We start from the raw sequence: 15,632 nt of genomic DNA, 5'->3' as shown, positions 1-15,632 counted from the left end.
ATTTATCGGTTTTTTGATCAGAAAATTACTTGTGTAAAGTAAATATCTCTTCATAGTGGTAGTACCAGTTGCTTTGTGGCACACTCAGTGAAAACGAACCTTAACATGATAAATATTATGACTAACGCCAGAGTTAAACTTCACGTTGAAGACAGTGTCGCTTATGTCACTTTAAATAGGGCAGACAAGCATAATGGTTTAGACAAACCTATGATTATGCAATTGGTTGCAACCGCCAAAAAAATTAAAAAAGACCGAGCCATACGTTGTGTTATTTTACAAGGCGCCGGCGCCTCTTTTTGCGCGGGACTAGATTTTAATTATGTGGCCAAAAACCCTTCAATGATCGCTAAATTTTTTCTTAAGTTACCTTGGCGAAAAGACAATATGTTTCAGCGAGTGGCGCACGTTTGGCGTGACTTACCCATGCCAGTCATTGCCGTAGTGCAGGGCAATTGTTTTGGCGCTGGTATGCAAATTATTTTAGCCTGCGATTACCGCATAGCTACGCCTGATGCTAACTTATCCATTTTAGAAATGAAATGGGGTTTGATCCCCGACATGAGCGGTATGGTTACCTTGTCCAGATTAACCCGTGTCGATATAGCACAAGAGTTAACCATGACAGGTCGATTTTTTTCAGGGGTCGAGGCAGAACAATATGGCATTGTGTCAAAAATAAGTACAACACCACTCGTTGAAGCACAAACACTGGCGAATAACATTTGCCAACAAAGCCCCGACGCCATTGCAGCAGCAAAATATCTATTTAAAAAAACATGGCAAAAGGACACCCGGGCTGCATTATTTTGGGAGCGTATGACTCAATTGCGGTTACTAGGGAGGAAAAATCAACGCATTGCGATGAAAAATGGTTTAGCAAAAGGACAAAAGCAGCAAGCCTTTATTGATCGTAGTGGTTTTTAATCGTGTCAGGTCAATAAGTATTAAGCGTCATACCTTGTCATGGCGTGGTAATTGTTAAACATGCATTATTTCTGTTAGAATTATTTTTTTATTTATCTATCAGCCAGTAATGAACGAATCACCTATTTTTACCACAACATTTACCCTAGACAAGGCGCATTTCACTGAGTGCTATACTGAGTCGGCAACCTTAAAACTTACCCCAAAAGCTTTTTTAAAGTCAGGCGTTCTAATGTTATTTGGTTTGATTATTCTCATGTTTACGCCCGTTAATGCTTATGCGGCATGGTTTGTCGTAGCGTTAGGGATATTAGAGGCGGTAAGCTTGTATTATCATAAACCCTGGTGGGTGTTAAGACAGATGCTCAGTAGGGCGTCTAATAGTGAAGTTAAACTTACGCTAGATGCGCAAGGAGTGTTAACCGAATCCTTTTATCATCAAGGAAAAATCCTCTGGCGCGACATGACAACTATAGAAGAAACTCGCTTAGGTTATGTTTTACACTTTAAGGCTGGGAAAAGTAAAGGAAAAAGCTATTTATCTAAATCGTATTTATCAGAAGAGGCACAAAGCTATCTTCAGCTTCAAAAAAAAGCAAGTGCCAATAATTCACCTTAACAAGACGACTTTCTAGAGAATTCCCTGTCATCATGGCCAAAAAAAGTAATTGTTTTATTGGCTCGGGCAAACTTGCTATACTCGCCTCCTTAAAATTTACTAGAGATTGAGCTATTGTTAATTATTTTACGCTGTTTTTTGATGTCTTTTACGTTTCTGTTTATTTGCATCGTTTCCTGTCTTTATTGCTTGTTCAGGCCGTTTCATCGTAACAATGTTTACCATAGCGCTAAATACTTAGGCAAAATAAGTCGTTTGCTTGGCTTTACTGTTGAAGTGAGAATTCCCGAGTCCATTAAACACTTAGGGCCTGCGGTCTATGTCGCCAACCATCAAAATAATTATGATATTTTTACACTTGCTAATGCAGTACAACCTGGCACGGTAACAGTAGGTAAAAAAAGCTTAAAGTGGATCCCACTATTTGGCCAGATGTATTGGCTAACAGGGAACATACTCATTGACCGTAAAAATAGTAATAAAGCCATGAGTACCATGAATGTAACGGTTAAAAAAGTTATCAATAATAAATTGTCGGTTTGGATGTTTCCTGAAGGTACTCGAAATAGAGGTCGCGGACTTTTACCCTTTAAAACAGGGGCTTTTCGCACAGCAATACAAGCTAATGTTCCTATTGTGCCTATTTGCGCTAGTAACCAGGTGGGCACAATTAAGCTCGGGCGATGGAATAATGGTAAAATTATTATCACGCTGTTAGACCCCATTTATATTACAGACGACAGTGCTAACGCACGGACGATAGCAGATGAAGTACATGCGTTAATGAAAAAAGAAATCAGCCTGCTTGATGACGAAATTGCCAAGGATAAATAAAATGAATAATGAAGAACTACAAGGGTGGTTAGACCACACAGATGCATTGGTAAATGAATTGCTAGAAGATGGCACCAATGATGAAGTGTATCACACCATAGAGCATCACTTTGCCAGTGAAAACTTTGACTTACTTGAAAAAGCCGCTATCGCTGCCTTTAAATTAGGATTAGAAGTAGAAGAGCCTGAAGAAGCTGAGCTTGAAAATGGCGAGAAAGTGTTTGCCTTTGATATTGTAACTGAGCAAATGCTTAACACAGCATTACTTCGCGCTGAAACCAAAGCCATGTTTGAGTTAGCACAAAAGTGTAAAGTAGATTACGACGGATGGGGCACCTATTTTGAAGAGTAGTCTAGGCTAAGCTGTAGCTGGTTTAACAAGGTTTTAGCTCGCCTAGGCGCTATCAGCTTTGTAAGCTAAAGCCTTCCTGTCTCAACACCAGCACTTTTTCCCTAACCTTTTACTATTACCTTGAACTGTTAACATTCAAAATCGACAACACTAGGTAAATAAAATACACTAACCTATATACCTTATTTGTATTTATTAGAGTGTCTTATGTCTGTTGTAATTAGTGGTACTGGGTTATTCACACCCCCTGAAAGCATTTCAAATGATGAGTTAGTGACTTGTTTTAATCAGTATGTTGATCAATTTAATAGTGAACATGAGCAAGCCATTGCCCGTGGCGAACTAAGCGCATTAGCGCACTCAAACAGTGCTTTTATTGAAAAAGCCTCTGGGATCAAAAGCCGCTATGTTATGTCAAAAAAAGACATATTAAATATTGATGTTATGCGACCAACGCTAGTTGAACGCTCAAATGATGAGTTGTCTCTACAGGCTGAAATCGGTGTTGCGGCGGCAAAAGAAGCAATGCTAGCGGCCAATAAAACCGCTGAAGATATTGACCTTATCATTGTTGCTTGTGCATATACACAACGCTCTTATCCTGCTATCGCTATTGAAATACAACAAGCACTTGGTTGCTCTGGTTGGGGCTTTGATATGTTAGTGGCTTGCTCTGCAGCAACCTTTGGTATTATTAATGCGGCCAATGCTATCCGCAGTGGTACTGCTAAAACTGTGCTGGTTATTAATCCTGAAATATTATCACCGCAAATTAACTACCGAGACCGAGACAGTCATTTTATTTTTGGTGATGTTGCTACTGCCACCGTGATTGAGGATTCATCAACAGCAACAGGGAAGCATCAATTTAACATTATTGCAGAGCAGCCCATCACTCAGTTTTCTAATAATATTCGCAGTAATATTGGTTATATGAATCGGTGTAGCCCTGAAACGGCAGACGATATGGATAAGTACTTTATTCAACAAGGGCGTAAAGTATTTAAAGAAGTACTGCCTATGGTGTCTCATTTAATTACAACGCAAATGGCAAAAGTTAATTTAGCACCAGAAGATATAAAGCGCCTTTATTTACACCAGGCCAATATTAATATGAATAACTTCATCGGCAAAAAGGTGCTAGGGCGTGAGCCTAGCGCAGCAGAAGCGCCAATAATTTTAGATGAGTATGCCAATACGAGCTCAGCGGGTTGTATTATTGCACTGCACAAATACAGTGATGGATTTAACTCGGGTGATAAGTCAGTACTGTGTTCATTTGGGGCAGGGTATTCAGCGTGTTGCTTAATTTTATCTTACGTTTAATTAATATAATCAACTGTAGATGTTAGCTGCCAAACGACTGAGCAACTAACATCTAACACAGAGTTTTTACTCAAAAAACTGCGCAAAAAATAACTTTATATAATCTATTATCTTAGAGAAAAAGCTACCTTCATTCACTTCTTGTAAGGTTACTAGCGGGTATTGTGCTATATCTTCCCCTTCAATTTGTAAGAATAACTTACCGACTACGCTGCCTTTAGCGATGGGGGCGGTTAATTGTTGATCGAGTTCAAAGGTCGCTTTTAAGTTTTTACGCTGGCCACGAGGAATGGTGATAGGCGTGTCAACGACTATGCCTAAATCAACCTCAGCTTTATCCCCCATCCAAATACGATTTGTCGCAAATTTTTCACCGGCTTTGTAAGGTGTGAAAGTTTCGAAGAAGCGAAAACCATAGTTAAGTAGCTTTTTACTTTCCATTTTACGAGCGCGCTCGCTGTCAGTGCCCATTACCACAGTAATAAGTCGCATATTACCTTTGGTTGCTGAAGTAACTAAACTGTAACCTGCATTTGAGGTATGGCCTGTTTTCATACCATCAACGTTTAAACTTTTGTCCCATAATAAAGAGTTACGGTTATATTGTTCAATGTTGTTATAGGTAAAAGACTTTTGTTTGTATAAAGCATACTCTTGCGGGACATCACGGATAATAGCGCGAGCCAAGGTTGCCATATCGCGTGCTGTTGTCATATGAGAGGAGCTATCTAACCCATGGCTGTTTTCAAAATACGAGCTTGACATACCGAGTTGCTCAGCATGTGCGTTCATTAAGTCAGCAAATGCCCCTTCGCTTCCGGCGATATGCTCAGCCATAGCAACACAAGCATCATTGCCGGAGCTGACGATGATCCCTTGGTTTAAATCATCTACGGTAACTTCTGTACCCACTTCAATAAACATTTTTGACGAGTCAGGAAATTTTTTTGCCCAAGCATTTTCACTGATCAACACTTTATCACTATTTGATATATTACCGCTTTTTAATTCTTTCCCTATGATGTAGCTTGTCATCATTTTAGTGAGGCTTGCGGGCGCTAGCTGTATGTCAGCATTTGTTTCAGCGATAACCTTGCCTGTAGTGTAATCAATTAAAATATAGCCCTTGGCGTCAACTGATGGCGCGTCAGGGATAATTGTTTTCGCGTTACTTATAGTGATAGAGGCAACAGTTAAAACAGCGCCAAATAAGGAGCGATTGATGAGATTAAAAAACTTACGAGTAATATTTTTTGACTGTATGGGCATAGTTAAGGACACAATTAGTTAATACTGGGTTGAATAGAAGGATTAATTTATATAAAGCTGCTTGAAAGTATACCACCTCAAATTTACTTGGCTACGGTTGATGCAAAGTAAATTGCAAGAAATAATGACAAAAGATAACAGTTGATAAAGCGTTATTCTTTAACACCTTACTATAACGCTCTTAAGTAGGCATTAGGGTAACCACTTAACTGTAACTTACTTAATAATTCACTGAGCGTTTTTTGGTCAGCAATTGGGCCTATTTGAATACGGTAAATACCATTTTCTTTTGGGTATTTAACCGTATGCTGATGTTTTGTTGTTATATCGTTCGCAATTTGTTGTGCTAACTCATGCTTAGTTGTTGCAAACACTTGAATGTGGTTTTTTTGTTTATTGCGAGTTTTTTCAAGTAAATGGCTAGCAATAGTGTTGTTGGCAATGCGGGGGCTTAACAGATGTGTTTTTTCATCAAACGTTGTAATAGCGCTGATCTTTACTTTTGCTGTGCCACTTTTTAACATACCCAGTTTATAAGCTGCACTGTATGATAAATCAATAATACGGTCTTGATGAAAAGGGCCACGGTCGTTAACTCTCACAACAACAGACTTATTATTAGCAAGGTTTGTTACGCTTAAGTAGGTCGGTAGCGGTAAATGTTTATGTGCTGCACTCATGGCATACATATCATAAATCTCACCATTAGATGTAAGATGGCCATGAAATTTCTTTCCATACCAAGAGGCAATTCCGGTTTGCTCAAAACCTTGGGCACTGCTTAAAACCTTATAGTTTACGCCTCTAACTTGATAATCTTTATTGCCACCTCGACTGTAAGGCTCAGCGCGCGCAATGGCATCTTGTAATTCACTCGGATTAGGTACTCTAGTGGGAATACTGTCATGCTTATCTTGATAACGGCCAGTACTACATGCAGTCAGTAGTACCAATAAAGTCATTACGAGCAGTGTGTTTAAGTTTTTCATCAAAAGACTCTTTATACGTGAAAACGCCGGTGGGTACTGATCGCCATTAGCATGCCAAACCCAGCGAGTAGCGTTACCATTGATGTACCACCATAACTCACTAAAGGGAGTGGTACCCCAACTACAGGTAATAAGCCAGACACCATACCTATATTAACAAAAACATAGACGAAGAAGGTCAGTGTTATACTGCCGGCTAACAATTTAGTAAAAGCCGTTTGGGCATTAACGGCAACCCATAAACCACGCATGACAATAAATAAGTATACGGTTAATAAAATCCCCACACCAATTAAGCCAAATTCTTCACTAAACACAGCGAAAATAAAGTCAGTGTGTCGTTCAGGGAGAAATTCCAGTTGTGATTGTGTTCCCTGTAACCAGCCTTTTCCTGACATACCACCTGAGCCAATGGCAATTTTGGATTGAATGATATGGTAGCCAGAGCCTAGAGGGTCTTGCTCAGGGTTTAAAAAAGTCATCACGCGTTGTCTTTGATAGTCTTTCATCAAAAACATCCATAAAATAGGGGTAAATGCTGAAGCTAAACCGGCACAAACTCCAATTAACTTCCAACTTGCACCAGCAAGAAATATCGCGAAAATACCTGAGCTGGCAATCAGTAATGAAGTGCCTAGATCGGGTTGTTTAGCAATTAGCAGTGTAGGCATTAAGACTAAAACAAACGCGATTATAATAGTGGGTATTTTAACTGGCAGGCTTTCTTGGCTGATAAACCAAGCAATCATAATAGGAACAATGAGCTTCATAATTTCTGAAGGTTGAAATTTCATAAAACCTATATCTAGCCAACGTTGTGCCCCCTTGCCAACATGGCCAAAGAGTAATACGGCAATAAGCAGTAAAATACCTATGACAAACATAGGTACCGCCCACTTTCGGTAGGATAGCGGCGGAATTTGTGCCACAACCAGCATCACCACTAAGGCAATACCGAGCCGAATCGCTTGTCGATAAACAAGGTCAATATCTTGACCGCCAGCGCTGTAGACAATAAATAAACCAAGCGCCATCAATGATAATATGCCTAATAATAAGGGTAAATCAATATGGAGTTTTTGCCATAAACTCCGCACTTTTTGTTGTTCGTGACTTGAAGGGCGCATTACTGTGATTCAATTTCCATTGTTGGCTGAAGGGGGCGCTTATGCTGATCTAATGCAGCAAGGTTGGCGTCTGATTCATTGCTCTTAGATGTGATCACGCGAGAGCCAAAGTATTGGTCCATTATTTGTCTCGCTACCGGGCCGGCGTTTGTACCGCCACCGCCTTTAGCAACATTTTCTATTGCGACCGCTACAACAATTTCAGGCTTGTCAAAAGGAGCGAAAGCAATAAACATAGCATTATCTCGTTGGTTTTCTTGAACGTTTTCAGCGTCGTATTTTTCGTCTTGTTTGATACGAGCAACCTGTGCAGAGCCCGTTTTACCAGCAGCATCGTAGGTTGTCCCCTTAAAAGCACTGTAAGCTGTGGCGCTAGGGTCTTGGACAGTATTGTGCATCGCGTCAAGTATTATATCCCAATGGGCTTCTTGTTTTAGCACTAAAGGCGGTTGCTCTTCATAAATAACCTCTTCGCTACTATTGGTTTTTTCGTTATTTGAGCTGATGGCAGGATGCTGGATCGATTTTAGTAAGTGTGGTACTTTGCGCTGGCCATGGTTTACCAAGGTTGTTAATGCTTGTGTTAACTGTAATGGGGTCACTGTCCAATAGCTTTGCCCAATACCAACCGATAAAGTCTCACCGGTGTACCAAGGCTTATTGTAACGCGCGCGCTTCCACTCTACACTTGGCATGATGGCGCTACTTTCTTCGTGTATGTCTATGCCAGTGTAGTCACCAAAACCAAACCGTTCCATCATAGTACTCATTTTAGTAATGCCGAGTTTAAAAGCTAAATCAAAGAAATAGGTATTACAAGATTGTTCAATAGCGTGGCTTAAGTCAACCCAGCCGTGGCCCCACTTTTTCCAATCGCGGTATTTATTAGGTAGGCCTTTAAGTTGGTACCAGCCTGGGTCCCAAATTTTAGTTTCAGGGGTAATAATCCCTTCTTCTAAGCCTGTTAACGCCAAGAAGGGTTTTACTGTTGAAGCAGGAGGGTAGCCTTGCACACTTCTATTGATTAAGGGTAAATCTGTAGAATGACGAATTTTATCCCAATTTTTACTGCTAATGCCATGAACAAATAAGTTACCATCATAACTTGGGTTAGAATACATAGCTAACACACCACCGGTGCGAGGATCCATCGCAACAACTGCGCCACGCTTTCCTAGGAGGGCACGCTTCGCAATCATTTGCAATTCAATATCTAAGGTTAAGGTGAGGTCTTTCCCAGGCTTAGGTGGCTTATAGTCTAATGTTCTTATAATTCTACCTTGGTTATTTATTTCCACTTCCTGATGGCCTATGGTGCCATGTAAAATGTCTTCATAGTATTTTTCTATGCCCAGCTTTCCTATGGCGTGTGTTGCTGCATAGTTTTCAGATTTACCTTCTAGTTCCAGCCTGTTGGCATCTTTACGGTTGATCCGTGCAACATAGCCTAAATTATGTGTGGTTAACTTACCAAAAGGGTAATAGCGTTTTAAACGAGCATCAACAAAAATACCTGGAAATTTATGTTGATTAACAGCAAAAATAGCCACTTGCTGCTCACTTAAACGTGGATGTAATTCAACTTGTTTAAAGCGGCGTTTGTTTTTGACAGCGTTGAAAAATTTATCTTGTCTATCTTTACTGATGTCAAGTAGCGCACTTACTTTTACAATGCTGTCAGCTAAATGTTTAGTTTGCTCAGGAATAACGGCTAAACTAAAAACGGGCTTGTTATCGGCAAGAATAACGCCATTACGGTCGTATATTAATCCGCGGTTGGGTGCGACAGGTAACAGCTTGATACGGTTAGAGTTTGACCGAGTCTGGTATTTTTCAAAAGAACTAATTTGTAAGGTATAAATATTACTAAATAACAGTAAGATCAGGAATAATACACCGACAAAAATAATAAAAGTGCGTCGTGCAAACAGGTTTGCTTCAGCAGTATGGTTTCTAATAGCAATACGACGAGGAGCCATAGGTTATTCTCTATGGTAGGGGTGGTTGTTATTAACACTCCAAGCACGATATAAGCTTTCCGCAATGAGAATTCTCACCATAGGGTGGGGTAAAGTTAACGCTGATAAAGACCACTTTTGCTCACTAGCACGAATGCATGCCGGTGATAAACCCTCTGGGCCGCCTACTAATAAGGCAACATCTCGACCATCGAGTTGCCAGCGTTCAAGTTGCTTAGCAAGTTGTGGTGTGTCCCAAGGTTTCCCTGTGACTTCTAAGGTTACTATGCGGTTATCTTTAGGAATTGCGTTTAGTAACTGCTCACCCTCTTTTTCTAAAATCCTGGCGATATCGGCATTTTTACCCCGCTTACCGGCAGGTATTTCAACTAACTCAAAAGCTAAGTCACGAGGAAAACGCCGAGTGTATTCGCTAAAGCCTTGTGTGACCCAGTTAGGCATTTTAGTGCCTACGGCATATAAAGTTAGTTTCATAAATCAATTAGTTAAGTTAAATAAAAATATCACAACAAACTGCTAGCGTACCACTTACCCCAAACGGCTAAATTTAAGGAGAAAATAAGCGGTTATTTAGCTAATGTGGGGCACATTAAAGCAGGTGCAATGTCTTTAAATAGTAATAATTAGTCTTCAGCCCAAAGCTGCTCAAGGTTGTATATATCGCGTTGCTCGTCCGTCATGACATGCACAATAATATCGCCTAAATCAACTAACGACCACTCGCCAACATCATTTCCTTCCATGCCTAAAGGCTCTACACCAGCAGCGCGGCAGTCTATTGCAATAGATTGGGCAATAGATTTTACATGGCGGTTCGAGTTACCTGAACAGATAATCATATAATCCGCAAAACTCGCTTTTTTAGTTATATGAAGAGAAATAATATCTCGGCCTTTCATGTCTTCAAGTTTTTCGATAATAAAATTTTTAAGTTCTTCAGTTTGCAAGGTGTTATTCCTAGTATCAGCTTTATGGTTTAGTTTGAAAATTAGGTATTGTTTATGGTTACGCTTAGTTATTGAGGTAACCAGTGAGGTTTACTCACCGTAAAAATTACCTTTTGGTGCGGGACATAATCGTAACTTGAGAGTACACGCCGCATAAGTGGATAATAATAACACTTTTTAACGCAGTCGTTAACGATAAAGCTGATTTTTGTTAATAAAAGCTAATACTTTTGCAGGTAAAAGGTTTTTACAGCTTTTATTGTTCAATAAGCGTTGGCGTACTTCACTCGATGAAAGATTAATATCTAACGGTTTATCCTGATGAGTTTCTCGACCCGAGTGTTCTTTTAACAAGGGTTCAGTGAGTAATATAATCCCGCCGGCATTCATTGTTTGTAGGGTATTAATGTCGTCAACTTGATGCTGCTTAAGTAGCTGTTGAGTGGCTTGGTTCATATCTGCTAGGTGATAGTTAGGCCGAGTGTTTACCACTAAGTGGCATAGGGTTAATATTTTTTGATAGTGGTGCCAACGGGTAAATGTAAGTAAGGAGTCTAACCCCATAATAAAGTATAAAGTTGAATCAGGGTATAACTGCGATAGCTCTGTTAAGGTGTCGACAGTGTATGAATAACCCTCACGTGATAACTCGCGCTCATCACAACTGAGCAATGGCTCGTCATCACAAGCAAGTTTAACCATAGTTGCCCTGTGTTTGGCACTTACATTGGGAGATGCTTTGTGTGGCGGAATGCTCGCAGGAATTAACAGCACCTGATCTAATGACAAATGCGCTGCCACCATTTTGGCAGGTAAGGTGTGGCCAAAATGAATAGGATTAAAAGTACCCCCTAATATGCCAATATTACGCATAATAGATAAAATACCTAATGACTAGGTGCATGATTAACTGTACTCATAATTTAACGAAAAGTGCTTTGTTGTTTCACCATGGTAAAGGCTAACACAAACATCAGCCAATAAAATAAAGGCGTTAAACTCACTGCTGGTTTTACTGATCAAGTCAATTTCAGCAAGGCGCACGATAGTCAGCTTTACATTAGGCAAACTAATGTGGGTTAGGGCATGTTGGTATAAGGGTTTTCGTTTATCCCAAATACGGTATTCTTTATATAACTCATTAAGCGATTTTCCTTGTGCTAAGGCGGTTAACATGGCATAAAGTTGCTTTACTTCTTTATGAAGTACCCAGGTAATTTGTCCAACAGCGACACCTTCTTGTTGTAATTGATCTAACATCAGAATGCACTTTTCACAATGTCCTAATAACAACGCATCAATTATTTGAAATGGGTTAAACTTAGCCTGCTTAGTCACTAAATGTTCGGCATCGTATAAGCTAATTGCTGGCTGGTTAGGGTGTATTTTATTATTAGGGAATAATAATGCCAGCTTTTGTAGCTCTTGGTCTAAGGCAAGTAAATTACCTTCACAGAGCGTGATTAATAGTGACGATAATTCACTGGCTAAATTAACATTGTGGTTTCGGGCTTGCGTTTGTAGCCAGCGGGGGAGGTGCTTTGCCTCTATGTCGTATAAGGGGAGGTAGCAGCCTAGTTGAGTTAAGGTTTTAAACCATTTCCTATTTGCGCTAGGCCCGTCAAGTTTAGGTCCGTGAAAAATGAAAATAACATCCTGTACAGCGGCGTTTTTGGTCATTAATTCACTTAAGGCTAATAACGTGTTGTTGCCCTTGTCGCCAATTTTAACCGAGTTAAATTCAACTTCAATAATGCGTTGGTTAGAGAATAAACTCATTGATTGATATTCGTCAATCAATAACTGCCAATCAAAGCTATTATCACTGCTAAAGCGAATAACCTCATTAAAACCTTGCTGTAAAGCGTGGTTTTTAATGGTGGCTAAGCTATCATTTTTTTGCCAAGGCTCATCACCAAAAACTAACCACACAGGGATAAACCTTTGCATAAGTGTGGCTTGTAACTGGTTATGATAAATTTTCATAAAAGTATTGTTTATTTAACCTAAGTTAGCTCTATTAGCGTTGAATTCGTGCCATGTCCCGCAAAATTTTATCAGCAGCAGCCTTTCTCATTTCACTTAGCAGTAATGACAGCTCGCGAGATTTTGCTAGGGCAAAATTAGGATCGTCTTGATAATCACGGTTTAATTCAAAGGTAAAATCTAGCGGTTCTTCAAGTGGCTTGCCTTCTTCAGGGCTAAAGCGTAGCTGATAATGAACCGAGTAAATTAATTCATACTCAGCGACTTGACCATTTTGAAAAACAGATAATGTTCTTCTATCAAGCTTATCAGAGACGATTCGTAGCTCGGGATCTTTAGCGCTTTTATGCTTAAGTACCTTTACTTGGTTGTTAGTAAGGTGCAGTTTAACTAAGCGGGTTAGTTCGCCATGAACATCACTTGAACTAACATACAGAGTTTGCAATTCATCACTGAGTAAATAATCACCGCGCAGATGAAAGCCACAAGCACTTAATAAGCTAGTCAATAAGAGTACCAGCAATAAACTACGCCTGTGTTTAGAGGGTCTGCTACTTCCATACTGCTTGGGTGAAATGTTTATCATAGTGTGCTCTTAGTTAGCGACAATATTTAATAATTTACCTGGAATATATATCACTTTGCGGATAGTACAGCCCTCGGTGAATTTTAATACGCTTTCCTCTTTTAAACCTAAGGCTTCAACCACGTCTTTACTGGCATCTGCAGCAACCGTTATTTTTGCACGTAACTTACCATTGACTTGAACAATAATAAGTTTTTCATCTTCCACTAAAGCACTTTCATCAACGATTGGCCATGGTGCGTTTTCCACTGAATTTGCATTGGTAGGACTCGTTTGTTGCGTTAACGTATTCCATAAATAGTGACACATGTGCGGTGTAATTGGCGTTAACATCAACACGACTGCGCGTAAAGACTCAAGCATCACAACTTGGTCTTCGTCACTGGCAAGTGGCGCTTTATTTAAGTGGTTCATTAACTCCATGATGGCAGCTATAGCGGTATTGAAAGTATTACGACGGCCTATGTCATCGGTCACTTTCGCAATTGTTTTATGTAACTCGCGGCGCAGGTTTTTCTGCTGCGAAGTCAATGTTAAGTTTTGGTTTAATTTTAAGCTTAACTCAGATAACTGTGCGCCATGGTTTTCATTAAAGTCATGTACTATTTTATAGACACGCTTAACAAAGCGATGCGCACCTTCAACGCCCGCATCAGACCATTCTAGTGTTTGCTCTGGTGGGGAAGTAAACATAATAAATAAACGTACAGTGTCAGCACCATATTTATTGATGACTTCTTGTGGATCAATACCATTGTTTTTAGACTTTGACATTTTACTCATGCCAGCAGATATCACAGGTTCACCATCAATATTACTGATAGCTGAAATAATATCGCCTTTATCGTCACGCTCAACGCTAACATCACTTGGCGCAATCCACTCTTGTGCGCCGTTATCTGCTTCACGGTAATAAGTGTCGGCTAATACCATGCCTTGACATAATAACTTTTTGTAAGGTTCATCACTTGCTACTAAGCCAACATCACGTAACAACTTATGATAAAAGCGCGAGTAAAGTAAATGTAAGATAGCATGTTCAATACCACCAATATACTGATCAACTGGCAACCAGTAATTGGCTTTGGCTGGGTCAAGCATTTGGGTGTTATCGTTGGGCGAGCAATAACGGGCGTAATACCATGAAGACTCCATGAAGGTGTCAAAGGTGTCGGTTTCACGCAATGCGGCTTCACCATTATAAGTGGTTTGTGCCCATGTTGGGTCATCTTTTATCGGCGAGGTTACACCATTCATTACCACCTCTTCAGGTAATACTACAGGTAACTCGTTTTCAGGCACAGGTACCGACTCACCATTTGCAAGGTTTATCATGGGAATAGGAGTACCCCAATAACGTTGACGTGAAACGCCCCAGTCTCTTAAACGGAAATTAGTGGTTACTTTACCTTTGTTTTCACTGGCTAATTTATCACTAATGGCAGTAAATGCTTGTTCGAAATTTAAGCCGTCAAACTCACCAGAATTGATTAAAATACCCTTTTCAGTAATAGCGGCTTTGCTGATGTCTGCAACCGGGGCGTTAGCCACATTACTGCTGTCATTACTTGGCTCTGAGGGAACAATGACTTGCTTGATGTCAAGGCCATACTTGGTTGCAAATTCATAGTCACGTTGGTCGTGGCCTGGCACAGACATAACCGCTCCTGAGCCATAATCCATTAATACAAAGTTAGCAGCCCAAACGGGCACAAGTTCTCCGGTCAACGGGTGAATAGCTTGTAGACCTGTATCAACGCCTTTTTTCTCCATAGTAGCCATATCGGCTTCAGTGGTTTGGTTGCCTTTACATTCTTGAATAAAATCCGCTAATGCAGTGTTATTTTTGGCGGCGATTAAGGCAAGTGGGTGTTCGGCAGCAAGTGCTACATAAGTCACCCCCATTAAGGTGTCAGGGCGAGTGGTGTATATATCAAAGCTTGCTTGTTCCCCTTCAACTAAACCGTCAATTTGAAAAGTCATGTCAACGCCTTGCGAACGCCCAATCCAGTTGCGTTGCATGGCTTTTACTTGTTCGGGCCAATCAGTGAGTTTATCTAAATCATCAAGTAGTTCTTGTGCATAATCGGTAATTTTTATGAACCACTGTGGAATCTCTTTCTTCTCAACAAGCGCGCCAGAGCGCCAACCCCGACCGTCAATAACTTGCTCGTTGGCAAGCACGGTTTGATCAACAGGATCCCAGTTGACGGTCGCATTTTTCTTATACACTAAGCCTTTTTCATATAGCTGAGTAAAAAACCATTGCTCCCAGCGATAATAATCTTGTTTACAGGTTGCTAGCTCTCTGCTCCAGTCATAACCAAAACCTAATGATTTTAACTGGTTACGCATATAGTCAATATTTTTATAAGTCCATGCAGCAGGGGCACTGTTATTGTTAATTGCAGCATTTTCAGCCGGTAAACCAAAAGCATCCCAACCCATAGGTTGCATTACATTTTTACCCTGCATACGCTGGTAACGTGAAATAACATCACCTAAGCTGTAGTTACGTACATGGCCCATGTGTAATCGACCACTGGGGTATGGAAACATGGCGAGACAATAAAACTTCTCTTTGCTATCGTCTTCTATTGCTGTAAATGTGTCGTTGTCAGTCCAAAACTTTTGTACTGTTGCTTCAATCGATTGGGGATTATAAATGGCTTCCATTAAGGGGTCTCTAAC

15 protein-coding genes are annotated in these 15,632 nt (G+C 40.2%); 5 read left to right on the top strand and 10 right to left on the bottom strand.

The features are described from left to right. The first annotated feature begins 105 nt into the window (after window positions 1-105). The 5 genes from AC0UA9_RS10875 (at window position 106) to AC0UA9_RS10855 (ending at window position 4,058) form a co-directional block, all read left to right on the top strand. Complete coding sequence (locus AC0UA9_RS10875; protein ID WP_475659949.1) at window positions 106-927, top strand: crotonase/enoyl-CoA hydratase family protein; 822 nt, start codon at window positions 106-108, stop codon at window positions 925-927. A 109-nt stretch (window positions 928-1,036) separates the two neighbouring features. Further along, window positions 1,037-1,546 (top strand): YcxB family protein, encoded by a 510-nt coding sequence (locus tag AC0UA9_RS10870; RefSeq protein ID WP_475659948.1) that lies wholly within the window; start codon window positions 1,037-1,039, stop codon window positions 1,544-1,546. Window positions 1,547-1,801: 255 nt separating this feature from the next. After that, the gene (locus AC0UA9_RS10865) at window positions 1,802-2,380 is read left to right on the top strand and encodes a 1-acylglycerol-3-phosphate O-acyltransferase (protein WP_475659946.1); all 579 of its coding nucleotides are present in this window, start codon (window positions 1,802-1,804) and stop codon (window positions 2,378-2,380) included. Window position 2,381: 1 nt separating this feature from the next. After that, window positions 2,382-2,732, top strand: coding sequence for a ribonuclease E inhibitor RraB (rraB, locus tag AC0UA9_RS10860; protein ID WP_475659945.1), 351 nt, complete (start codon window positions 2,382-2,384; stop codon window positions 2,730-2,732). A gap of 207 nt (window positions 2,733-2,939) precedes the next feature. Beyond that, window positions 2,940-4,058 carry a beta-ketoacyl-ACP synthase III gene (locus AC0UA9_RS10855; protein ID WP_475659944.1) on the top strand — a complete coding sequence of 373 codons (1,119 nt, stop codon included), beginning with the start codon at window positions 2,940-2,942 and terminating at the stop codon, window positions 4,056-4,058. 66 nt (window positions 4,059-4,124) lie between these two features. Here the strand turns inward: AC0UA9_RS10855 and AC0UA9_RS10850 are convergent, their stop codons facing one another. The 10 genes from AC0UA9_RS10850 to leuS form a co-directional block, all read right to left on the bottom strand. After that, window positions 4,125-5,327, bottom strand: a complete 1,203-nt coding sequence (locus AC0UA9_RS10850; protein ID WP_475659943.1) for a serine hydrolase — start codon at window positions 5,325-5,327, stop codon at window positions 4,125-4,127. Window positions 5,328-5,497: 170 nt separating this feature from the next. Beyond that, window positions 5,498-6,316 (bottom strand): septal ring lytic transglycosylase RlpA family protein, encoded by an 819-nt coding sequence (locus tag AC0UA9_RS10845; RefSeq protein ID WP_475659942.1) that lies wholly within the window; start codon window positions 6,314-6,316, stop codon window positions 5,498-5,500. An 11-nt stretch (window positions 6,317-6,327) separates the two neighbouring features. Further along, window positions 6,328-7,443 carry a rod shape-determining protein RodA gene (gene rodA / locus AC0UA9_RS10840; RefSeq protein WP_475659941.1) on the bottom strand — a complete coding sequence of 372 codons (1,116 nt, stop codon included), beginning with the start codon at window positions 7,441-7,443 and terminating at the stop codon, window positions 6,328-6,330. After that, window positions 7,443-9,422 carry a penicillin-binding protein 2 gene (gene mrdA / locus AC0UA9_RS10835; protein WP_475659940.1) on the bottom strand — a complete coding sequence of 660 codons (1,980 nt, stop codon included), beginning with the start codon at window positions 9,420-9,422 and terminating at the stop codon, window positions 7,443-7,445. Before mrdA ends, rodA begins: the two co-directional genes overlap by 1 nt. Window positions 9,423-9,425: 3 nt before the next feature. Continuing rightward, window positions 9,426-9,896 (bottom strand): 23S rRNA (pseudouridine(1915)-N(3))-methyltransferase RlmH, encoded by a 471-nt coding sequence (gene rlmH / locus AC0UA9_RS10830; RefSeq protein ID WP_475659939.1) that lies wholly within the window; start codon window positions 9,894-9,896, stop codon window positions 9,426-9,428. A 149-nt stretch (window positions 9,897-10,045) separates the two neighbouring features. Continuing rightward, entirely contained in the window at window positions 10,046-10,369 is a 324-nt protein-coding gene (gene rsfS, locus AC0UA9_RS10825) for a ribosome silencing factor (protein ID WP_475659938.1), read from the bottom strand. A gap of 189 nt (window positions 10,370-10,558) precedes the next feature. Beyond that, entirely contained in the window at window positions 10,559-11,242 is a 684-nt protein-coding gene (nadD, locus tag AC0UA9_RS10820) for a nicotinate-nucleotide adenylyltransferase (protein ID WP_475659936.1), read from the bottom strand. Between the two features lie 33 nt (window positions 11,243-11,275). Then, complete coding sequence (gene holA / locus AC0UA9_RS10815; RefSeq protein ID WP_475659934.1) at window positions 11,276-12,355, bottom strand: DNA polymerase III subunit delta; 1,080 nt, start codon at window positions 12,353-12,355, stop codon at window positions 11,276-11,278. Between the two features lie 34 nt (window positions 12,356-12,389). After that, window positions 12,390-12,941, bottom strand: a complete 552-nt coding sequence (locus AC0UA9_RS10810; protein WP_475659933.1) for an LPS-assembly lipoprotein LptE — start codon at window positions 12,939-12,941, stop codon at window positions 12,390-12,392. A gap of 9 nt (window positions 12,942-12,950) precedes the next feature. Beyond that, window positions 12,951-15,617, bottom strand: a complete 2,667-nt coding sequence (leuS, locus tag AC0UA9_RS10805) for a leucine--tRNA ligase (protein WP_475659932.1) — start codon at window positions 15,615-15,617, stop codon at window positions 12,951-12,953. Window positions 15,618-15,632: the final 15 nt, after the last annotated feature.

The organism is Colwellia sp. F1, assembly GCF_056238625.1.
The sequence above is the reverse complement of the archived record's forward strand: the minus strand, read 5'-3'. Positions and strand labels throughout refer to the sequence as shown.